The 21416-nt window shown below is 31.0% G+C and carries 19 protein-coding genes; 18 read left to right on the top strand and 1 reads right to left on the bottom strand.

The window, feature by feature from the left end; translation table 11 throughout:
• The first annotated feature begins 3 nt into the window (after window positions 1-3).
• The 18 genes from cydB to WG951_RS09660 all read left to right on the top strand — a co-directional run bounded on the left by cydB (window position 4) and on the right by WG951_RS09660 (window position 18431).
• Window positions 4-1077, top strand: a complete 1074-nt coding sequence (gene cydB, locus WG951_RS09745) for a cytochrome d ubiquinol oxidase subunit II (RefSeq protein WP_105049984.1) — start codon at window positions 4-6, stop codon at window positions 1075-1077.
• 18 nt (window positions 1078-1095) lie between these two features.
• On the top strand, window positions 1096-1407 hold the full coding sequence (locus WG951_RS09740) for a hypothetical protein (RefSeq protein WP_105049985.1): 312 nt from the start codon (window positions 1096-1098) through the stop codon (window positions 1405-1407).
• A gap of 83 nt (window positions 1408-1490) precedes the next feature.
• Window positions 1491-2102: a TetR/AcrR family transcriptional regulator gene (locus WG951_RS09735; RefSeq protein ID WP_105050620.1), complete on the top strand. Its 612-nt coding sequence runs from the start codon at window positions 1491-1493 to the stop codon at window positions 2100-2102.
• A 1-nt stretch (window position 2103) separates the two neighbouring features.
• The gene (locus WG951_RS09730) at window positions 2104-3354 is read left to right on the top strand and encodes a TolC family protein (protein ID WP_105049986.1); all 1251 of its coding nucleotides are present in this window, start codon (window positions 2104-2106) and stop codon (window positions 3352-3354) included.
• Between the two features lie 102 nt (window positions 3355-3456).
• Entirely contained in the window at window positions 3457-4350 is an 894-nt protein-coding gene (locus WG951_RS09725) for an HlyD family secretion protein (RefSeq protein WP_105050621.1), read from the top strand.
• Window positions 4351-5253, top strand: a complete 903-nt coding sequence (locus tag WG951_RS09720; RefSeq protein ID WP_105049987.1) for an ABC transporter ATP-binding protein — start codon at window positions 4351-4353, stop codon at window positions 5251-5253.
• A 74-nt stretch (window positions 5254-5327) separates the two neighbouring features.
• Complete coding sequence (locus WG951_RS09715; protein WP_105049988.1) at window positions 5328-6056, top strand: ABC transporter ATP-binding protein; 729 nt, start codon at window positions 5328-5330, stop codon at window positions 6054-6056.
• Window positions 6057-6263: 207 nt separating this feature from the next.
• The gene (locus WG951_RS09710; RefSeq protein WP_105049989.1) at window positions 6264-6650 is read left to right on the top strand and encodes a GxxExxY protein; all 387 of its coding nucleotides are present in this window, start codon (window positions 6264-6266) and stop codon (window positions 6648-6650) included.
• A gap of 184 nt (window positions 6651-6834) precedes the next feature.
• Window positions 6835-7941, top strand: coding sequence for an ABC transporter permease (locus WG951_RS09705; RefSeq protein WP_105049990.1), 1107 nt, complete (start codon window positions 6835-6837; stop codon window positions 7939-7941).
• A gap of 39 nt (window positions 7942-7980) precedes the next feature.
• Window positions 7981-9102 carry an ABC transporter permease gene (locus WG951_RS09700; RefSeq protein WP_105049991.1) on the top strand — a complete coding sequence of 374 codons (1122 nt, stop codon included), beginning with the start codon at window positions 7981-7983 and terminating at the stop codon, window positions 9100-9102.
• Window positions 9103-9170: 68 nt separating this feature from the next.
• Window positions 9171-10628 (top strand): NAD(P)/FAD-dependent oxidoreductase, encoded by a 1458-nt coding sequence (locus WG951_RS09695; protein ID WP_105050622.1) that lies wholly within the window; start codon window positions 9171-9173, stop codon window positions 10626-10628.
• 55 nt (window positions 10629-10683) lie between these two features.
• Window positions 10684-10821, top strand: coding sequence for a hypothetical protein (locus WG951_RS09690; protein ID WP_170062922.1), 138 nt, complete (start codon window positions 10684-10686; stop codon window positions 10819-10821).
• Window positions 10822-10982: 161 nt separating this feature from the next.
• On the top strand, window positions 10983-11618 hold the full coding sequence (locus WG951_RS09685; RefSeq protein ID WP_105049992.1) for a DUF2202 domain-containing protein: 636 nt from the start codon (window positions 10983-10985) through the stop codon (window positions 11616-11618).
• 135 nt (window positions 11619-11753) lie between these two features.
• Window positions 11754-13064, top strand: a complete 1311-nt coding sequence (locus WG951_RS09680; protein WP_105049993.1) for a TolC family protein — start codon at window positions 11754-11756, stop codon at window positions 13062-13064.
• A 131-nt stretch (window positions 13065-13195) separates the two neighbouring features.
• Entirely contained in the window at window positions 13196-14275 is a 1080-nt protein-coding gene (locus WG951_RS09675) for an efflux RND transporter periplasmic adaptor subunit (RefSeq protein WP_105049994.1), read from the top strand.
• A 166-nt stretch (window positions 14276-14441) separates the two neighbouring features.
• Entirely contained in the window at window positions 14442-17636 is a 3195-nt protein-coding gene (locus tag WG951_RS09670) for an efflux RND transporter permease subunit (protein ID WP_105049995.1), read from the top strand.
• A 98-nt stretch (window positions 17637-17734) separates the two neighbouring features.
• Window positions 17735-18040: a hypothetical protein gene (locus WG951_RS09665; RefSeq protein WP_105049996.1), complete on the top strand. Its 306-nt coding sequence runs from the start codon at window positions 17735-17737 to the stop codon at window positions 18038-18040.
• 178 nt (window positions 18041-18218) lie between these two features.
• The gene (locus tag WG951_RS09660) at window positions 18219-18431 is read left to right on the top strand and encodes a YgaP family membrane protein (protein ID WP_105049997.1); all 213 of its coding nucleotides are present in this window, start codon (window positions 18219-18221) and stop codon (window positions 18429-18431) included.
• Window positions 18432-18508: 77 nt separating this feature from the next.
• Here the strand turns inward: WG951_RS09660 and WG951_RS09655 are convergent, their stop codons facing one another.
• A complete protein-coding gene (locus WG951_RS09655) occupies window positions 18509-21250 on the bottom strand; it encodes an outer membrane beta-barrel protein (RefSeq protein ID WP_105049998.1) in 2742 nt (913 codons plus the stop codon).
• Window positions 21251-21416: the final 166 nt, after the last annotated feature.

Raw genomic sequence — 21416 nt, 5'->3', positions numbered from 1 at the left:
ACTATGGAAGTATTTTGGTATATAATGATTGCTATTGTTTTAGCTGTATTTTTTATTTTAGATGGATATGATTTTGGAGCAGGAATCATTCATCTGTTTTTTGCAAAAAAAGAAAAAGACAAAGTAGTAATTGCAAAATCTGCAGGTTTATTCTGGGATTCTAATGAGGTTTGGTTAGTTGCAGGTGGTGGAATGCTTTTTATGGCTTTTCCAACATTTTATGCGTCTGTTTTTAGTGGTTTTTATTTACCTTTAATTATTGTTTTATGGTTAATTATTTTTAGAGCAATTGGCTTAGAGTTTAGAAACCAATTTAAATATCAAATGTGGAAAGATATTTGGGATACTTCATTTGGTGTTTCTAGTTTATTATTAGCCTTATTTTTTGGGATCGCTTTAGGTAATATTGTTAGAGGTGTAAATTTAGGTGGTGTAGAAAACGGAATTTCGGCTCATGAAGGACATTATTTTTTCTTACCCCTGTGGGATAGTAGTTTTAGTCCTTTAAGTGAAACCCCTGGAATTATAGACTGGTTTACCATTATTATTGGTGTTATTTCTGTAATTACTTTGGCTATTCATGGTGCCAATTGGGTGGTTTTAAAAACAAATTCATCTATTAATCAAAAACTAAAAAGTGTTGTTTTTAAGCTGAACATTGTTTTAGCGATACTTACTGTTTTTTCATTATTTGTGTGGCAAATTGTAAACCCTAATTCGTTAAATAATTTTATAGATAAACCTTATCTAATTGTGTTTCCTATTATTTATTTTATAGGATTGGTTGGTTTGTTTTTTATCAAAAAACTTAAAAGAGATATTCATGCCTTTTGGTTATCAACCTTGTTAATTGTTGGCGGAATTACATCGTCTCTTGCGTCTTTATTTCCAGTAATTCTACCTTCTATAAATGATACCCATGAGTCTCTAACAATCTATAATACATCTGCGCCAGAGTATGGTTTATCCGTAGCGTTAACTTGGGGTGTTATTGGGGTTATTTTACTTGTAATTTACGCTATTGTTCAAAAAAGATTATTGGGCGGTAAAGTTGATAAAATGGATTACGGACATTAATGTAAAAATGTTGCTATTATGACAGAAACTTTAATTTCTTTAATTAGTATTTTAATAGGAATCATAGGTGCTATTAGCGCAGGTGTTGCTTTTAAAAAGTACTCATTTGGCATTGTAGGAAATACCATTTCTGGAGTTTTTGGAAGTATCTTTTTAATAAAAACTTTTGGTAGATTGGGCTTTAACCCACAATCGATAGTGCAAAATGGTACATTTAATAGTGGGCTATTTATAATTAATTGTATGGCGTCATTTATAGGAGGGATTCTTGGTTTGGTGGTTATTAAGTTGATAAAAAGAAAGTTAAATAAAGAAAAGTATATAAAATAATAAGATAGAAATAATCAAACATAACTAGGTTTGATTATTTTTTGTACATTTGTTAACCAAATGGTTAAACTATGCAGTTAATAATGAAAAATAAGAAAAACGAAAATACCGAAAGTTTAATTTTAGAAGCAGCAAAGTCTATTTTTCAAACAAAAGGAATGGATGGTGCTCGTATGCAAGAAATTGCAGATAAAGCGGGTATTAATAAAGCGATGTTGCATTATTACTATAGAAATAAGCAGTTGTTGTTTGAGGCAGTTTTTAAAAATGCCTTTTCATTATTAGCGCCTCAATTAAACACCATTTTAAATGATGATTCTACTATTGAAGAAAAAGTGATAAATTTTTCATCAAACTATATTTCATTTATAGCAGAGCATCCATACTTACCTAATTTTATTATTCAAGAATTAAATAGAAATCCAGATTTTATTTTAAAAATGAAGGAAAGTAACGGATTTCCAAACCTTGAAAAATTTAAAAAACAAGTAGCCGTTGAGGTTGAAAAAGGTGCTATCAGAAAGGTAAAAGCTGCCCAATTATTTATAAATATTTTAGCTCTAAATGTATTTCCTTTTATAGGGAAACCATTAATTAAGAGCTTAATTTCGGTTGATGAAGAAGGTTTTCAGCAACTCATAGAAGAGCGTAAAACAGCTGTTGCCGATTTTATCATTAATTCAATAAAAATATAAGATGAAAAAAATAGTATTCATTTTAATTGTAAGCATTAGTGTTTCTGCATTTTCGCAAGAGCGTTTTACGCTTACGGATTGTTATCAACTATTAGAAACAAATTATCCTTTGGTAAAACAACATCAATTATTAGAAAATCAGCATCAAAAAGATGCAGAAATTATTTCTAATTCTAAATTACCTCAATTTAATATTGATGCACAAGCAACGTATCAATCAGATGTAATAGAACTTCCTGTTGCAATGTCTAGTATTGAGCCTCAAAATAAAGATCAATATCGTGCTACATTTTCTATAAATCAACTTATTTATAACGGAGGTGTAACAAATGCCAATTTAAAAATAAAACAAGGTCAACTTAAAACCAAGCAAAAACAAATTGATGCAAATATATATCAGTTAAAAACACAAATTAATCAACTGTATTTTTCAATTTTATTAACGCAAGAATCTTTAAAATTATTAGAGGTAAAAGAACTTCAGTTACAAACTAAATTAAAAGAAGTAAAATCAGGAATTAAATATGGCTCATTATTACCTGCTGCAGATAGTGTTTTAGAAGCAGAATTGTTAAAAATTAAACAGCAATTTATAGAGGTTGAAAGCAGTAAATTATCTTTCATAGAAACGTTATCTAGTTTGGTAGGGAAACCTTTTAGCAGTTTAACAATATTTGAAACTCCTTTAATTTTTACGCAATTGCAAAACGAAATAAACAGACCCGAATTAGAATTATTTAGGTTAAAAAAAGAAGAAGTAAATAATTATAAATCGCTTATTTCTAAACAAAATTTACCAAAAGTAAATGGTTTTGCAACTGGCGGTTACGGTAACCCAGGATTAAATATGTTAGATAATTCTTTTCAAACTTTTTACACTGTTGGTATTAAATTACATTGGAATGTTTTTGACTGGAACACTAATAAAAAACAGCAAAAAGTGGTTGCTATCAATAAAGATTTTATAGAAAATGAAACAGAAATTTTTAAATTAAATACCCGTATAGCATTGAATAAGCAGCAAAAGGAAATTGAAAAAATTACTGCATTTATAAATTCTGATTTAGAGATTATAGCACTTCGTAAAAAGGTATTGAAAACGTTAGACTCTCAACTTAAAAACGGGGTCATTACATCATCAATTTACACAACAGAATTCACCAATTTATTTGAAGCAGAAAACACTTTGTTAAAACATAAAATACAAATAGAATTAGCAAAAGCAAATTACAATACTATAAAAGGAGAGTAAATACGCCGCAAATTTCGCAAATGTACGAAGATAAAAAGTTTGCAAAAAAAATCAGCGATAATCTGTGAAATCAGCGGGAAAAAAATTAAAAAACGAACTAAAATGAAAAAATACACTCACATATTAATAGTAAGCATTATTGCTACAACATTATTTTCTTGCGGAAAAGACAATGGAAAAGCAGATGGTTATGGAAATTTTGAAGCAACAGAAGTAACCATTTCTGCAGAAAATAACGGAAAACTGATTCAGTTTACTATTGATGAAGGCGATCAACTTAAAAAAGACCAATTTGTTGGTTTTATAGATACTGTGCAATTGGCTTTAAAACGAGAACAATTAATGGTTTCAAAATCTGTAATTAGTTCAAAATCTAGAGGGGTTTTATCACAAATTTCTGTGTTAAATTCCAAATTAAAAACAGCCAAAATTAATAAAGCCAGAACAGAAAACTTAATTAAAGACAACGCAGGTACGCAGAAACAACTAGATGACGTTTCCGGAGAAATAGATGTTATTAAAAGTCAAATTAGAAGTGTAGAAATTCAGAATGCACCTGTTGTAAATGAGTTAAAAAATATAGATGTTCAATTGAAACAACTTGATGATCAAATTCATAAAAGTAAAATAATTAATCCCGTAAACGGAACCGTTTTAACTAAATATGCAGAGCCAAATGAAATTACTGCTTTTGGAAAACCACTTTATAAAATTGCAGATTTAAGTACCATGGAATTGCGCGTTTATGTGAGTGAAACACAATTAGCAAACATTAAAATAGGACAAAAAGTTGATGTTAAAATTGATGTTGCAGATGCGATGGAAACGTATCAAGGAATTGTTAGTTGGATTGCTTCGGAAGCAGAGTTTACGCCTAAAATTATTCAAACTAAAGAAGAACGAGTTGCGTTAGTGTATGCTGTAAAAATGAATGTTGTAAACGATGGAAGTTTAAAAATAGGGATGCCTGCAGAAATGTGGATAACACAAGAATAAATGGGTATTACAATTAATAACATATCAAAATCTTATAAAAAAGTAAAAGCCTTAGAAAACATTTCTTTTACAGTGAAACCGGGTGAACTTTTTGGATTAATTGGTCCTGATGGAGCAGGTAAAACAACCTTGTTTAGAGTTTTAACCACGCTACTAATTGCCAATGAAGGCACAGCAAGTGTTGCGGGTTTTGATGTAATTAGAGATTATAAAAGTATCAGGAAGAATGTGGGTTATATGCCTGGGAAATTTTCTCTGTATCAAGATTTAACCGTTGAAGAAAACTTAGATTTTTTTGCAACTATTTTTGGAACAACCATCGAAGAAAATTACGATTTAATTAAAGATATTTATATTCAAATAGCACCTTTTAAAAATAGAAGAGCGGGTAAGCTTTCTGGAGGGATGAAACAGAAATTGGCTTTGTGTTGTGCTTTAATTCACAAGCCTAAAGTCTTGTTTTTAGATGAACCTACAACGGGAGTTGACCCAGTTTCTAGAAAAGAATTTTGGGAAATGTTAAAACGTTTACAGCAAAAGGAGATTACTATTTTGGTTTCTACACCCTACATGGATGAAGCTGCTTTGTGTGATAGAATTGCATTAATTGAGAGTGGTAAAATTTTAGAAATTGATACACCACAAGCCATTGTAAAACAGTATCCAAAACAAATTTACAATGTAGGTGCCAATAATATGTATCAGCTTATTAATAGTTTAAAGGAGTATAAACACAATCATAGTGTGTATCCTTTTGGTGAATTTGTGCATTATACAGATGCTAGGTCAGATTTTAATCCAACGGAGTTGGAAACGTTTTTAAAGTCTAAAAACCTAACCAATATCAGTATAGAAAAAACTGCCGCAACGATTGAAGATACTTTTATGGAATTGGCAAAATAAGTATCAGTTAGAGCGTTGTTGGGAACTATTTTTAATGTCAAGACTGTGTTTAATGATAGAAAAGAGAGAAAATAATGAGTAGTAACAATGTTATAGAAGTAGAAGGGTTAACCAAAACATTTGGAGATTTTACTGCTGTAAATGCTATTTCTTTTGATGTTAAAAGAGGTGAGATTTTTGGTTTTTTAGGTGCAAATGGAGCAGGTAAAACAACGGCTATGAAAATGCTGATTGGTATTTCTAAGCCAACTTCTGGAGCTGCAAAAGTTGCTGGTTTTGATGTATACACACATGCCGAAGATATTAAGAAAAACATTGGTTATATGAGTCAGAAATTTGCATTGTATGACGATTTAACGGTGAAAGAAAACATTACTTTTTTTGGAGGAATTTATGGTTTGTCTAGAAAAAGTATCAAAGAAAAATCTTCTATGTTAATTGAAGAATTAGGCTTAGAAAGTGTTGCCACAAAATTAGTAGGTTCTTTGCCATTAGGTTGGAAACAAAAATTATCGTTTTCGGTATCTTTACTTCACGACCCTAAAATTGTGTTTTTAGATGAACCCACAGGTGGCGTAGATCCGATTACAAGGCGTCAGTTTTGGGAATTGATTTACAAAGCCGCCCATCAAGGAACCACTGTTTTTGTAACTACACATTATATGGATGAAGCAGAATATTGCGATCGTGTTTCTATTATGGTAAATGGAAAAATAGAAGCTTTAGATACTCCGAAAAAAATGAAAGAACAGTTTAAAGTTGATAATATGAATGATGTGTTTTTAAAATTAGCGAGAGGTTAAATACTATCCCACAGATTTCGTAGAAAAAGTATAAGTAACTCTAGAAAAAATCAGCGTTAATCGGCGTAATTAGAGGGAGAAAAACTAGAAAATGAGAATGTTGGGTTTTAAAATTAGAGTGAGAATGAGAAAAAAATTACGGCTGAGCGAAAATAAAAAGTGTCTCGCAGATAACGCAGATTTACGCGAATAAAATAAAAAACAGTTATGGAAGAGAAAACAGAAAATGAAATATCTTATATAATTAGAGGAGCAATTTTTAAAGTCTATAATGAATTAGGTCCAGGTTTGTTAGAATCTGTTTACGAATCTATTTTGCTTTATGAACTAGAAAAAGAAGGGTTATCTGTTAAGAGGCAAGTTGTGTTACCAATATTTTATGATGACATCATACTAGATAATGGTTATAGGTTAGACTTATTAGTAAATAATAAAGTAATTATAGAGATAAAATCTGTAGAAAAATTAGCGAAGTTACATCATAAGCAAGTACTTACTTATTTAAGTCTGTCAAAATTGAAATTAGGAATATTAGTCAATTTTAATGAAGATAATATAACAAAAGGTATTTTTAGAAAAGTAAATGGATTGTAAAACGTTTCCCGCAGATAACGCAGATGTTCGCAGAAAAAGTATATGTAACTCTAGAAAAAATCAGCGTTAATCATCGTAATCAGCGGGAGAAAAATTAGAAAATAAGAATGTTGGGTTTTAAAATTATAAAAAAATCTGCGCTAATCTGTGAAATCAGCGGGAAATCAGCTAGAGAAATAAAATAATGAAAAGATTTATAGGCTTCATAAAAAAAGAATTTTACCATATTTTTAGAGATAAACGCTCGTTGTTTATCCTCTTCGGGATGCCAATTGCTCAAATTATGCTATTTGGTTTTGCAATTACCAACGAAATTAATAATGTAGATATTGCTATTTTAGATCACTCAAAAGATGCTACTACAGAAGAAATTATTCATAAAATTGCTGCTTCAAAATACTTTAGTATCAAACAAATTATAGAAAAAGAAGCTGATATAGAACCTATCTTTAAAAAAGGACATGTAAAAGCTGTTTTAAACTTTGAAAAAGACTTTAGCAAAAATCTTCGTAAAGAAAACAAAGCAACTATTCAGATTATTACAGACGCCACAGATCCTAACACTGCCAATACCATCAGCAATTTTGTAAATGCAATACTTCAAAAATATCAAAAGGAGTTAAATAAAGACATTACAATTGCCTATCAAATTGTACCTGAAACACGCATGGTGTACAATCCGGAATTAAAAAGTGTGTATATGTTTGTTCCTGGAGTTATGACTATTATTTTAATGCTAGTTTCTGCAATGATGACATCCATTTCTATTACCAAAGAAAAGGAATTAGGAACCATGGAAATACTCTTGGTATCACCTTTAAAACCATTTCAAGTAATTATTGGTAAGGTGTTTCCTTATATTTTTCTATCTATAATTAATGCTATTGTAATTGTCTTGCTGAGTATTTTTATATTTAAAATGCCTGTTCAGGGAAGCTTTTTGCTCTTAGGTTTAGAAAGTGTTTTATTTATTATTTCAGCCTTGGCTTTAGGTATTTTAATTTCAACAATTTCGGCCACACAACAAACTGCAATGATGATTTCTTTAATGGGGTTAATGCTACCCGTAATTTTATTATCTGGTTTTATTTTTCCTATTACAAGCATGCCTTTACCGCTACAAATTATTAGTAACATTATTCCTGCAAAATGGTTTATCATCATCATAAAAGGCATTATGCTTAAAGGTGTTGGAATTGAATATGTATGGAAAGAAACTTTAATTTTATTAGGAATGACAGTGTTTTTTATTGCATTAAGTGTTAAGAAATATAAAATTAGGTTAGAGTAAAATAGATAACAATATTCAGTTCTCAGTAAGCAGTAAAAAATGAAAACAATTCTATACATTATACAAAAAGAGTTTAAGCAAATCTTTAGAAATAAAGGAATGCTTCCTATCATTTTTGTTTTACCATTATTGCAATTGGTTATTTTATCTAATGCGGCTACTTTTGAAGTAAAGAATATTAAATTTGGCTATATAGATAATGATCATACATCAACTTCAAGAGCATTAATAGAAAAATTTAATGCTTCTACCTATTTTAATGTATTAACAGATTTTCCATCAGAAGCATTGGCAAGTTCTGCAATGTTAAAAGGAGATGTTGATGTACTATTACAAATACCACATTATTTCGAACGCAATTTACAAAAAGAAAAATACAATAAATTAGGGGTTACACTTAATGCTATTGATGGTGCGGCGGCTGGAGTGGAAAATGTGTATGTAACTCAGGTTGTGCAACGGTTTAATCAACATTTAAAAATAGAATTGATACAAACTTCAGACCAACAAATACAACCTACTATCATAGAAACCATTCCTTTATTTTGGTATAATAAAACATTAAACTACAAAACATTTATGGTTCCAGGAATCCTTGTTTTATTAGTAACAATGATAACGTTGTTTTTATCAGGAATGAATGTTGTTCGTGAAAAAGAGATAGGTACTTTAGAGCAAATAAATGTAACTCCAATTAAAAAAAGTCAGTTTATAATTGGGAAACTTTTTCCGTTTTGGGTAATCGGTATGGGGTTATTAACGGTGGGTTTAACTTTAGCAAAAGTTATTTTTAACGTTCCTATGATTGGTAGTTTGCCACTGATGTACTTATACACGTCTATTTATATTTTAGTAATTTTAGGCATTGGGCTATTCATTTCTAATTTTACAGACACACAGCAACAAGCAATGTTTATTGCGTGGTTTTTTACTGTTATTTTTATTTTAATGAGCGGCTTGTTTACTCCTATTGAAAGTATGCCAAAATGGGCTCAAGTGGTTACTGAATTTAACCCTATAAAATATTTTGTTGAAGTAATGCGTATGGTCATGTTAAAAGGTTCTGGTTTTACAGATATTTTTCCGCAATTAATGAAAACTTTTTTTTATGCTTTAATTATGAATGGTTTAGCTGTTTGGAGTTATAAGAAAACAAACTAAATTTTTTGTGTAACATAAGTTACTGTGTAGGTTTTAAGTTGAAATTACCTTTACTTAAAATTAAAAGAATGTCTAAAATTGTGATCTTAGGGGCAGGTATTTCTGGTCATGTTGCTGCGGCTCATTTACGCAGAAAGCTATCTAAAAAACACGAAGTTGTTGTGGTTTCTCCTAATAGTAACTATCAATGGGTTCCTTCTAATATTTGGGTAGGAATTGGTAGAATGAAATCAGAAAAAATCTATTTTCCTTTAGCACCTTTATATAAAAAGAAAGGCATAGGTTTTAAACAAGCAAAAGCAATTTCTTTTTTTCCTGAAGGCGATAAAACAGAAGATAAACCATATGTTTTAGCAGAATATGTAGTTGGAGAAAACAAAGGTAAGCAAGAAAAAGTAACCTACGATTATTTGATTAATGCCACAGGACCTAAATTAAATTTTGAAGCTACAGAAGGCTTAATCCCCGGAAAAAACAAAACTTTTTCGGTTTGTACTTATACACATGCAGATCATGCTTGGGCAGGGTTAGAAGCCTTAATTCAAGAAATGAAAAAAGGTAAAAAAGCTAAAATTTTAATTGGTACAGGTCACGGAAAATCTACTTGTCAAGGAGCTGCTTTCGAATATATTTTAAATGTAGAGCGAGAATTACACAAACATAATGTACGTGATTTGGCAGAAATTACATGGATTTCTAATGAATATCAATTAGGTGATTTTGGGATGGATGGTATGTTGTTAAGCTACGGAGGGATGACCATGAAATCTCATGAAATGGTTGAAATGATTTTTGAAGACAGAGACATTAAATGGATACTTGGCGCAGGTGTAAATAAAATTGAAGACGGTATAGCACATTATGAAAATTTAGATGGAGAATTTAAGTCAGAAACGTATGATTTTGCCATGCTAATTCCTTCATTTTCGGGGCATGGGTTTAAAGCTTATGATAAAAATAATAAAGAGATAACAGAAAAACTCTTTAAAGGCTTTATGTTAGTAGATGCAGATTATACACCAAAGCCTTATGAAGAATGGTCTGTAAAAGATTGGCCAGAAACGTATCAAAACCCAAGTTATAAAAATATTTTTGCACCCGGAATTGCCTTTGCACCTCCGCATGCAATTTCTAAACCAAGAACAAGTAAAAACGGAACGGTTATTTCTCCTGCACCACCAAGAACAGGTATGCCTTCTGGTATTACAGCAATAATAGTAGCAGATAATATTATAGATTCAATAAAGAAAGGAAAAGAAGTACTTTCTCATAAAGGATCTATGGGCAATATGGGTGCAGCTTGTATTGCATCTGCTGGTTACGGACTTACATCCGGAAGTGGTGTAAGCATTACAACGTTTCCAATTGTGCCAGATTATGAAAAGTATCCAAAAACAAAAGGAAGACAATTAGGTAAAACTTTTGGAGAAATAGGTTTAGCAGGGCATTGGTTAAAATTAGCATTGCATTATGCCTTTATTTATAAAGCTAAAATGCGTCCGTTTTGGTGGTTGATTCCAGAATAATATTTAGTTCACCTTGGCAATCATCAGTTTTTATAAAAAACAAAACACAAACAAAATGACACAAAGAATATCAAGATATCAAAGATTTAAAATGATGAATCCTATCATTCAGTTTTTCAAATTTATTTATTTAAGTATAAAAATAATGCTTGTTGTAGCTGGAGGGCACGGAGGAACTAGAAAAGTAAATTGATGTGGTTATCAGTTTTAGTTGGTTAAAGATGTTGGTTGGTTTCAATATCTTGAAAAAAAAGAGAGCTTTATGCTCTCTTTTTTGTTTAACTATGTAACATTTGTGGCTTTACAATTGTTTTTTATTGTTGAAATTTAATAATTAATTTTAAATGAGACAAGATGAAAAATTTTAATCAAAAGCACCAATTACCTATTGTAATAACAATAATAGTGCTTACTTTTTTTTACGCATGTAATGATAACGATACTATTAATACTGTTAATGAAGATGCTACAGAGCAAGTTTTAATTGATGCAGACAAAGCTTCTTTATTATTTATGTTAGAAGAAGAAAAATTAGCAAGAGATACCTATATCTATTTAAATGATGTTTGGACTATAAATCAATTTGCTAATATTAAAGATAGTGAGCAAACTCATATGGATGCTATTCAGAAACTATTAGTTGAGTATCACATTGAGTTTACTATTTTGCCTATTGGTGAATTTAAAAACAAAGGTCTTCAAGATTATTATAATCAATTTAAAGTAGATGGAGCTATAAGTGCATCTCATGCCTATCAAATTGGGGCTACTATTGAAGATTTAGATATTGTAGATTTACAAGAGTATATTGATGCTACTAATAATTCATCTTTAATAACTGTTTTCGAAAATTTAAAATGTGGTTCTAGAAACCATTTAAGAAGCTTTATTAAAGGTATTGATAAAGCAGGAGATTCTTATACTCCTCAGTTTTTATCTCAAAATGAATATGAGAGTATAATTTTAGGTAGTCAAGAACAATGTAATTAAAGTTTTACTTCGATTATACCAAAAAGCACTCTTTTTAGAGTGCTTTTTTAATGGAAAAGGTTTTATAGCATGTAACATAAGTTACAGACCACCATGTATTCTAAACTTACTTTTGTACTAGATAATAGAACATACATGAAAAATACACTATACATAACCCTACTTTCTTTGTTTGCAAATGCATTGTTTGTGCAAGCGCAAGAAATAAAACCAATTTCTAAAAAAGAAATCTTATCTATTGTTGCAGAAAAAAATACAACAATTAAAATTTCTGAAGAAGCATTTAATGCTGCAAAGGGAGATTATAAGCAAACAAATGCGGTGTTTTTACCAAACATAACAGCAAGTCATACTGGTATTTCAACAACAAATCCATTAATGGCTTTTGGGTCTAAATTAAATCAGGAAATACTAACACAAAACGATTTTAATCCTGCTTTATTAAATGATCCAACAACAACTAGAAATTTTGCAACCAAGATAGAAATTCAGCAACCATTAATTAATTTAGATGGCTTTTATCAAAGAAAAGCAGCGAAATCTAAAATGGAAGCCATGTCTTTGCAGACAAAACGTACACAAGATTATTTGGTTTTTGAAGTAGAAAAAGCCTACATGCAATTGCAACTAGCTTATAAAGGTGTTGCCGTTTTAGAAAAAGCCTTAGAGGCTGCAAATGCAAATAAAGAAATGGCAGATAATAGTTTTAAACAAGGTTTTTTACAGCGAGCTGATGTTTTAAATGTAGAGATAAGAGTTACAGAGGTTAAAAACCAATTGCAAACAGCAAAAAGTAATGTGCAAAATGCATCTAATTATCTATCATTTTTAATGAATGATAAAAGTGATGTTTTATATGAACCCACAGAAAGTTTAGCGGTTGCTAATTTTACTGTTGATAGTAAAATAATTTCAGAAAACAGAGCAGATATTAAAGCAATGCACTTAGCGTCTAAAGGATATGAAGCAATGAATAAAGCTGATAAAATGGCTTTTTTACCTCGTTTAAATGCCTTTGGAAGTTATGAAATGTATGACAATAAAGTGTTTCAAGGAAGTGCCAATGGTTATTTAATTGGCGCTCAGTTAAGTTGGGATATTTTTAAGGGTTCTAAACGTTTTGGTAAAGCACAGAAAAGTAAAGCCGAATTTGAAAAATCGAAGTTAGAATACAACCAATATGTGTCTAAAAGTAATTTAGAATTGAATAAAGTAAAGCGCCAATTAGTAGATGCAAAAAACAGATTAGAATTAACCAATTTAGCTGTAGAACAATCTGAAGAGTCTTTAAGAATTAGAAAAAATAGATTTAAAGAAGGTTTAGAAAAAACGTCTGATTTATTAATGGCAGAAACTCAATTTGCACAAAAGCAATTAGAATATTACCAAACTATTTTCGAATATAATTTTACACAAACCTATCTAGAGTTTTTAACGAAAGAATAAAAAGAGAAACAAGAATTAAGAACCAAGAATCAAGACAACTGTTTGTGTATTTCTGGTTGAAAAAAAAGTAAATATAATTATCCTACAAGGTTTCAAAAATTTTGTAAGTATTAAATAAAAACCAAATTCAAATGAAAAAATACATACACATAATAGCATTATTTGCAGCTTCATTAATAATAACGAGTTGTGGAAGTGAAGAAAAAAAAGAAGCAGTAGACAATACACCTGCAATTAAGGTTGCAGTAAGTAAAGTTGCTATAAACAATAACAGTCCGTTTTTATCTGCAAGTGGCAAAATACAAGCAACTAACAGTGCAGATTTAAGTACAAGAATGATGGGGTATGTGAAGAATGTACACGTAAATGTTGGCGATAAAGTTAGAAAAGGTCAGTTGTTAGTGTCTATTAATAATACTGATTTACAAGCAAAAAAAGGACAAGTGAACGCTGGTATTACACAGGCTAAAACTGCTTTTACAAATGCAGAAAAAAATTACAATCGTTTTAAAAATTTGTATGAAAGTAAGAGTGTTACCCAAAAAGAAATGGATGACATGACGGCTAACTACCAGATGGCAAAAGCAGGTTTAGAAGCTGCCAATCAAATGAAAAATGAAATTAATGCACAGTTTGCATATTCTAATATTACAGCGCCTTTTAGTGGTGTTATTACTAGTAAAAATATTGAAATAGGAGATATGGCAAACCCAGGAATGCCGTTAATTAGTTTGGAAGCTCCTGGTGAGTTTGAAGTAATTGCAATGGTTCCTGAAACTGAGATTTCGCAAATTAAAAAAGGAACAACTGTAAATGTTTTGGTAAAATCTATGGATAAAATATTAAAAGGTAACGTTACGGAAGTGAGTATTTCTGCTAAAAATACAGGCGGACAATATTTAGTGAAAATAAATTTAGAGAAAACTGCGGTACCTATTTTATCTGGCATGTTTGCTACGGTTCAGTTTCCTGTAGAAAGAAAAACAACATCAGCATTGGTTTTAATTCCTACACAGGTAATTATAGAAAAAGGACAGTTATCTGGGGTTTATACCGTAAGTGAAAGTAACACAGCGCTATTACGTTGGTTGCGTTTAGGAAGAAAATTTGGTGATAAAGTAGAGGTTTTATCTGGCTTAAATGCCGATGAATCTTACATTGTTTCTGCGGATGGAAAATTATTTAACGGAGCTAAAATAAGTGTTCAGTAAAACAGTTTTCAGTCATCAGTTGGCAGTTGCAGTTATCAGTAAGATAAAATTTTAAACAAGAATTATAGCGTTAAGGATAGTAGTGGAAATCCTTTTTTTGCTGCCATATATGGCAAAAAAAGATTGAAACGGATAGCCTGTTAAAACGCCCAAAAAATAAAAAGAAATGAAAGAAGGTTTAGCTGGAAAAATTGCAAAAGTCTTTATTGGATCGAAATTAACCGTGTTGCTAATGATCGTTTTTATGGTTGTTGGTGTGTACGCTTCTTTTTTGATTCCGAGAGAAGAAGAGCCGCAAATAGATGTGCCAATGGCAGATATTTTTGTAGGATATCCTGGTGCGAGTCCTACTGAGGTAGAAACGCGCGTGGTAAAACCTTTAGAAAAATTAATTTCGAATATTAAAGGTGTAGAGTATGTGTATTCTACGTCTATGAATGAGAAAGCAATGGTAATTGTGCAGTTTTATGTGGGCGAAGACATTGAGCGTTCTTTTGTGAAATTATACAACGAAATTAACAAGCACATGGATCAAATGCCGGCAGGTGTTACGTTTCCGTTGGTTAAAACGCGTGCTATTGATGATGTGCCTATGTTGGGGTTAACGTTGTGGAGTGAAAACTACAGCGATTATCAATTAGGTCAAATGGCGCAAGAATTAGAAAGTGAAATTAAAAAGGTAAATGATGTTTCTATTACCGATAAAATAGGAGGAAGAAACCGTCAGTTACGTGTGGTTTTAGATAAAGATAAGTTGGCCGCAAGCGGATTGGATTTTTTATCGGTTTCTGAAATGATAAAAGCAAATAATACCCAATTAAGTGCGGGTAGTTTTGATAAAAGTGATTCAGAATTTTTAGTAAAAACAGGTAGCTTTTTAGCCTCTGTAAAAGATGTAGAAAATTTGGTGGTTGGTGTACAACAAAATAGACCTATTTATTTAAAACAAATTGCCAATATTGTTGATGGACCAGAAATTCCACAGAATTATGTGTCTTTAGGTTTTGGAAAAGCGAGTGAAAAAGCGAGTACTTATAAGTCTGAATATCCGGCAGTAACTATTTCCGTAGCTAAAAGAAAAGGAGCCGATGCTATGAAAATTGCAGAGGTAATTTTAACAAAAGTAGCGCATTTACGTACTACTTTAATTCCGGATGATGTACATGTAGAAATTACTAGAAATTACGGAGAAACGGCTTCTCATAAAGTCTCTGAATTGTTGTGGCACCTTATCGGTTCTATTTTTGCAGTTACATTGGTGGTAATGTTGGCAATGGGCTGGCGTGGTGGTTTGGTAGTGTTTTTATCTGTGCCAATTACGTTTGCCTTAACGTTGTTAAGTTATTACATGATGGATTATACGCTAAACAGAATTACCTTGTTTGCGTTGGTGTTTGTAACTGGTATTGTGGTAGATGACTCTATTATTATTGCAGAAAATATGCACAGGCATTTTAAAATGAAACGTTTACCGTTTAAACAAGCTGCTTTGTATGCGATAAATGAAGTTGGTAACCCAACAATTTTGGCAACTTTTACCGTAATTGCTTCTGTTTTACCTATGGCTTTTGTGTCTGGTTTAATGGGGCCTTATATGGCACCAATGCCTATTGGAGCCTCTATAGCAATGATTTTATCTTTATTTGTTGCCTTAACAATTACACCTTATTTAGGATATATTTTCTTAAGAGAAAAAGATAAAAAAGGAGGAGAAGAGAAAGTAGAAAAACCTTTAGAAGAAACCTTTATTTATAAAATTTATAACAAATTTGAAAGACCTTTGTTAGAAAACGGAAAGAAACGTTGGTTGTTTTTAGGCGGAACATTTGTGTTGTTATTGGCAACAATGGTGTTGTTTTTCACAAAATCGGTTGCTGTAAAAATGTTGCCTTTTGATAACAAAAACGAGTTTCAGGTGGTAATTGATATGCCAGAAGGCACCACTTTAGAACGTACAGGTGTTGTAACTAAAGAAATTGCACAGTATTTAGCAACCAGACCAGAAGTGGTTAATTATCAGAATTATGTTGGTACTTCTGCACCGATTACTTTTAACGGTTTGGTGCGTCATTACGATTTACGTGGTGGATCTAATATGGCAGATATTCAAGTGAATTTGGTTGATAAAGGCGAACGTGAAATTCAAAGTCATGGAATTGCAAAATTGTTAAGACCCGAAATACAACGAATTGCTGCAAAATACAATGCAAATGTAAAGCTGGTAGAGGTACCACCAGGACCACCGGTTTTGTCTACTATTGTAGCTGAAGTTTATGGACCTGATTATAATGAGCAGATTAAGATTGCAAATAGTGTTCAGAATATTTTAAAGAACACAGAAGATGTTGTTGATATCGATTGGATGGTAGAAGATGATCAAACCGAATATCAATTTGAAATTAATAAAGAAAAAGCAATGTTGTATGGCGTGGCGCCACAACAAATTGCTTATACCATGAATATGGCGTTGTCTAACCGTGCCATTACTACTTTGTATGATGAAGATGCGGTGAATCAGGTTGGGTTGGTGTTGGCTTTAGATGAAAAAGAGAAGTCTACCATTTCTGATATTTCTCAATTAAAAGTAAAATCTAAACAAGGAAACTTAGTGCCCATTGCAGATTTGGTAGAAATTAAAGAAAGTATTGCTGCAAAAAGCATTTACAGAAAAAATCAAAAACGTGTAGTGTATGTATTGGCGGATATGGCTGGGGAATTAGAGAGTCCGGCATACGCAATTTTGGGAATGGAAGAAAAATTGAATAAAATAGTGCTTCCTGAAGGATATAAATTAGATGAAATGTATTTGGGACAGCCAGAATTTGAAGATAATTATACCGTAAAATGGGATGGAGAATGGCAAATTACTTTAGAGGTTTTTAGAGATTTAGGAATTGCCTTTTTAGGAGCCATTATCTTAATTTATATTTTAATTGTTGGATGGTTTCAGAACTTTAAAGCACCTGTTGTAATGATGGTTGCTATTCCATTATCATTAATAGGAATTATTTTAGGACACTGGATTATGGGCGCCTTTTTTACAGCAACGTCATTTATTGGTATGATTGCTCTGGCAGGAATTATGGTTAGGAATTCTGTTTTATTGATAGATTTTATCAACTTAAGATTAGAAGAAGGAGTGCCTTTAAAACAAGCAGCAATTGAGGCAGGAGCGGTGAGAACAACACCAATTTTATTAACTGCCGGAACCGTAGTTATTGGAGCATTTGTTATTTTGTTTGACCCTATTTTTCAAGGACTAGCGATATCATTAATGGGAGGAACTATTGTTTCTACAGTACTAACGTTATTGGTTGTGCCGTTAGTGTATTATATGATAGAGAAGAAAAATTATAAATAAAGAACTTTTTTCCGCAGATTACGTGGATTTACGCAGATAGGAATAGGATAAATCTGCACTTATCTGCGTAATCAGCGGGAGACAAAAAAAACAAACTCATGAAATTAGTGATCGTTACAGCAGTAGAAGAGTTTCAAAAAGAGGTTTTAAATATCTTTAAAAAAGCAAATATTGAAAACTTTAGTAGTTCAGATATTGATGGTTATAAGAATGCGCCTTCTTTGTTAAAAGCTTCTAATTGGTTTTCGGCAGAGAAGAATGGGAATGAATCTATTATGTTTTTTTCTTTTACTAACAAGGAAAAAATTGATGGACTCTTTGCTATTATAGAGGAGTTTAATACTAATTTAGAAACAAATAATCCAATAAGAGCGGTTGTACTCCCAGTAGAAAGGTTTATTTAACTTTTGCTTTTTTGAAAATAGTAAAAGAATAATTTTCCCGCGGATTTCACAGATTTACGCGGAAAGGGAGAACGATAGATTTGCGATTATCAGCGTAAAATCGGTTGGAGTTAAAACAAATTATAAGTAATTATGAATAGTCCTATAGAAATCTGTAGGAGGTTAAAAAATATAAAAAATGTTAAATAAGTATTTTAGAGTAATTGTAGGTGTAATGGTTTTGTTAAGTGTTGTTTTAACATTTTATGTGAGTCAGAATTGGATGTGGTTTACCGTTTTTATCGGAGTGAATTTAATTCAGTCTGCATTTACAAAATGGTGTTTGTTAGAAACCATTTTAATGAAATTAGGTATTAAAAAAGAAGGCGACTCATGTTCTTCTTGTAACTAGAAAAAGAGTTTTATCTTTTAATTTAAAACATAAAAAAAGGCTATAAACTTAACTTATAGCCTTTCTATTTTTAAATTTTATCCTCTGTATCTATGTCTTTGACTTGGTTCAAATTTTTTACCCGAACTTCCTAGACTATTAAATTTCCAAGTAAAAGTTAACATTGCATATTGTTTTAGTACTGTACTAGAAGAATCTTGTATATAATCTTCTGTTGCAACTCTTCTTGCATTTGTGTTTTGATTTAAAATATCATAGACTTTTATACCCAATGCTCCTTTATCTTTTAAGATTGAATATCGTAAAGTAGTATTCCAGAACCAAGCACTTTTTTGAAAACCATCTGCAATATTAGGGTTGTAGTTAAACTTCACATCATTTCTCCACTCTAATTTTTTAGGTAAAAATGTTGCTGTGCTTATTAACACATCGTGACTTGTAAAGTTTTTATCACTAAACTGTTCTATATCATAAGTGTTTTTGTTCACAGAAATAGAATATGAAGGTCTAATTTGTAAGATATCATCCCACATAAAATCAAAACCAAGTCTTGGAGAAATCGAGGTTGCTTTACTAGAGTATTGTACCCCATTGTTAAAGTTTACATTTTTACTATGGTTACCAAAAACTCTAAATTCGGTTTTTAAACTACCAAAATCTTCCCATTTTTTGGTAACACTATAACTTCCGCCTGCTTGCATGTTATAAAAGCCATCTACATTTGCATAAGAAGTTTCTCTAATAAGTGTATTTGTATCTATTATGGTATTTGCAACCACTCTATCATTTGTTAAAGAAAGATTACCAAAAGCCCAAAAACCAGTTCTTTCTTTCCAATTAAAATTGGATATTCCAAAACGCAAACTGTGTGTTTTTGTTGGTGCTAATTCTGGATTACCTGTTACAATATTTAATGGGTTAGATTCATCTCTAAAAGGTTGTAATTGAGATAATGAAGGTATACCATTTCTAAAGTTATATCTTAATCTATAACTGCTTGTTCTATCTTTTCTATATCTAAGGTTTACTCCGTATTCTAAATTATTAAAATCTCTCGTTAAATTGGTTTCTGGTCTTAAAAAATCTTTGTTTTCTAAGGTTCTATTTACATAAGATACTTTTGCAGATGTAGACCATTTATCATTTCTGAATTCTAGTTTTGCACTCGGTTTTTTTACGTTGTTTAAATACTCGAAATCGGTACTTAGTAAATTGCTGAAGTTTGTGTAATCACTTGTATTTTGATCAAAATTAAAAGTACTTCTTTTTCGTTTTGTTTTTGTGTTTGAATATTCGTAAGCAACATCAAAAAATAAAAGTTTAGATACTAAAGGAAACCGATACACCACCTCGCTTCCGGTTTTTACAATGTCTGTAATTCCGTCAGAAAATTGATCTCTAATTATTTGATCTGGATTGGTGCCATAAACATTCGTTTCTGATTTTACCAAGTCTTCTGTTTCCGTTTTTTTAACATTTACTGTTAGTTCTACTTTTAAAAAGGCGCCGTTATCACCAAATAATTTGGTTAGATTTATCTCGTTATCAATTTTTTTAATATTAGAATCTGCAACAGAATTAGAGTTAGAATCGTTGGTAAGAGTATTAGTATCATTAAAACTTTCTGAATTACTCATGAAAGTATTTTTATTGATGTCTGCATTAAAGTCAGTTTCTATATCAATTCTAAAAGTACTGTCAATTTCAATTTCAAAATCTACACTTGCATCATGGCTATCACTTTCGTTAAAAGAAGTGTTATTCGATTTTCTGATAAAGCTTGTACCATCAGATAAAAAAGTTTCTCTGTCGCTTGTTGTTTTGTTATCTGAATCACTGTTTTTATAGAAGTAATCACTAGAAAGTTCAAATATATTTCCAAAAGCATTTATGTAATTTACTCCATAATTGTTAGAAGTAACAATACCTTGTCCACCACCAAAACTTCTGTTATTACCACCAAATTGCAATCTTTGGTTTCCAAAACTAAAACCAGGGGAGTTTACATTATTACCACCTGCTAAAAGACCAATTCTTTCGCTTTGTTTAAAACGAGTTGCCATACCTGCGTATTCATATCTACCATCGGTACCTTTTCCTGCAGCAACTTTACCAAAATACCCTTTATTGTTTTCTTTTTTAATAGTTAAGTTAATGGTTTTGTTTTCTCCATCAGAATCTTCGCCAGCAAATGCTTGTGCTTTTGTCTTTGTATCCGAAATTTGAATTTTCTCAATAATATCTTTGGTTAAATTTCTTGTTGTAATTGTTGGGTCGTTACCAAAAAAGGGTTTTCCGTTTACCAATATTTTATTAACAGATTTTCCGTTTATAGTAATATTTCCTTCATCATCGACCTCTACACCAGGAAGTTTTTTTAGTAGATCTTCTACATTTGCATCTTTCTTGGTTTTAAAAGATTTTACATTAAATTCTACAGTATCTTTTTTTATTGTGATAGGAGCACTAGATCTAATTACAACGGCATCTAACACGTTTGCAGGTTCTAGTATTATGGTACCAATATTTTGGTTTTTAACACTTACTATTTTACTGTAAGGTTTGTAACCAAGGTAAGAAACTACTATTTTTATTTTTGCATCGGCAGTTTTACCACCTACATTAAAATAGCCTTTAGAGTTTGTAATGGTATATGCAACAATACTACTGTCTTTTAACCTTTCTGTATGTACAGTTGCAGATTCTAAGAACTCATTATCTTCTCCTGATTTTATGTTTCCTTGTAATTCAAATGTTTTTGATTGTGAATAAGTTAGGCTACTTAAAATAAGGCAAGTTAATAAAAGAAGTTTCTTCATTTTTTTGGTTGATTGTTTGGCTAGGTAAGATTTAAATATTTGTGACTAAATTTTGAAGCAAAGGTTTAATCAAATTATTAGATAATCTATTTTTTAACAAAACTTTAGTAAACTAAAGGTGTGTGAAACCTGTTTTTTTTAAGGTATACACCTGATATAAAACAAG

Source organism: Polaribacter butkevichii (assembly GCF_038024105.1).
GTDB lineage: Bacteria > Bacteroidota > Bacteroidia > Flavobacteriales > Flavobacteriaceae > Polaribacter > Polaribacter butkevichii.
This window is presented reverse-complemented; position numbering and strand designations above follow the sequence as displayed.

Coding starts and splice junctions, on each gene's coding strand:
- WG951_RS09740 (WP_105049985.1), top strand. CDS start 1,096: ATGACAGAAACTTTAATTTCTTTAATTAGTATTTTAATAGGAATCATA.
- WG951_RS09700 (WP_105049991.1), top strand. CDS start 7,981: ATGAAAACAATTCTATACATTATACAAAAAGAGTTTAAGCAAATCTTT.
- WG951_RS09680 (WP_105049993.1), top strand. CDS start 11,754: ATGAAAAATACACTATACATAACCCTACTTTCTTTGTTTGCAAATGCA.
- WG951_RS09735 (WP_105050620.1), top strand. CDS start 1,491: ATGAAAAATAAGAAAAACGAAAATACCGAAAGTTTAATTTTAGAAGCA.
- WG951_RS09730 (WP_105049986.1), top strand. CDS start 2,104: ATGAAAAAAATAGTATTCATTTTAATTGTAAGCATTAGTGTTTCTGCA.
- WG951_RS09665 (WP_105049996.1), top strand. CDS start 17,735: ATGAAATTAGTGATCGTTACAGCAGTAGAAGAGTTTCAAAAAGAGGTT.
- WG951_RS09685 (WP_105049992.1), top strand. CDS start 10,983: ATGAAAAATTTTAATCAAAAGCACCAATTACCTATTGTAATAACAATA.
- WG951_RS09720 (WP_105049987.1), top strand. CDS start 4,351: ATGGGTATTACAATTAATAACATATCAAAATCTTATAAAAAAGTAAAA.
- cydB (WP_105049984.1), top strand. CDS start 4: ATGGAAGTATTTTGGTATATAATGATTGCTATTGTTTTAGCTGTATTT.
- WG951_RS09670 (WP_105049995.1), top strand. CDS start 14,442: ATGAAAGAAGGTTTAGCTGGAAAAATTGCAAAAGTCTTTATTGGATCG.
- WG951_RS09695 (WP_105050622.1), top strand. CDS start 9,171: ATGTCTAAAATTGTGATCTTAGGGGCAGGTATTTCTGGTCATGTTGCT.
- WG951_RS09655 (WP_105049998.1), bottom strand. CDS start 21,250: ATGAAGAAACTTCTTTTATTAACTTGCCTTATTTTAAGTAGCCTAACT.
- WG951_RS09690 (WP_170062922.1), top strand. CDS start 10,684: ATGACACAAAGAATATCAAGATATCAAAGATTTAAAATGATGAATCCT.
- WG951_RS09705 (WP_105049990.1), top strand. CDS start 6,835: ATGAAAAGATTTATAGGCTTCATAAAAAAAGAATTTTACCATATTTTT.
- WG951_RS09710 (WP_105049989.1), top strand. CDS start 6,264: ATGGAAGAGAAAACAGAAAATGAAATATCTTATATAATTAGAGGAGCA.
- WG951_RS09675 (WP_105049994.1), top strand. CDS start 13,196: ATGAAAAAATACATACACATAATAGCATTATTTGCAGCTTCATTAATA.
- WG951_RS09660 (WP_105049997.1), top strand. CDS start 18,219: ATGTTAAATAAGTATTTTAGAGTAATTGTAGGTGTAATGGTTTTGTTA.
- WG951_RS09725 (WP_105050621.1), top strand. CDS start 3,457: ATGAAAAAATACACTCACATATTAATAGTAAGCATTATTGCTACAACA.
- WG951_RS09715 (WP_105049988.1), top strand. CDS start 5,328: ATGAGTAGTAACAATGTTATAGAAGTAGAAGGGTTAACCAAAACATTT.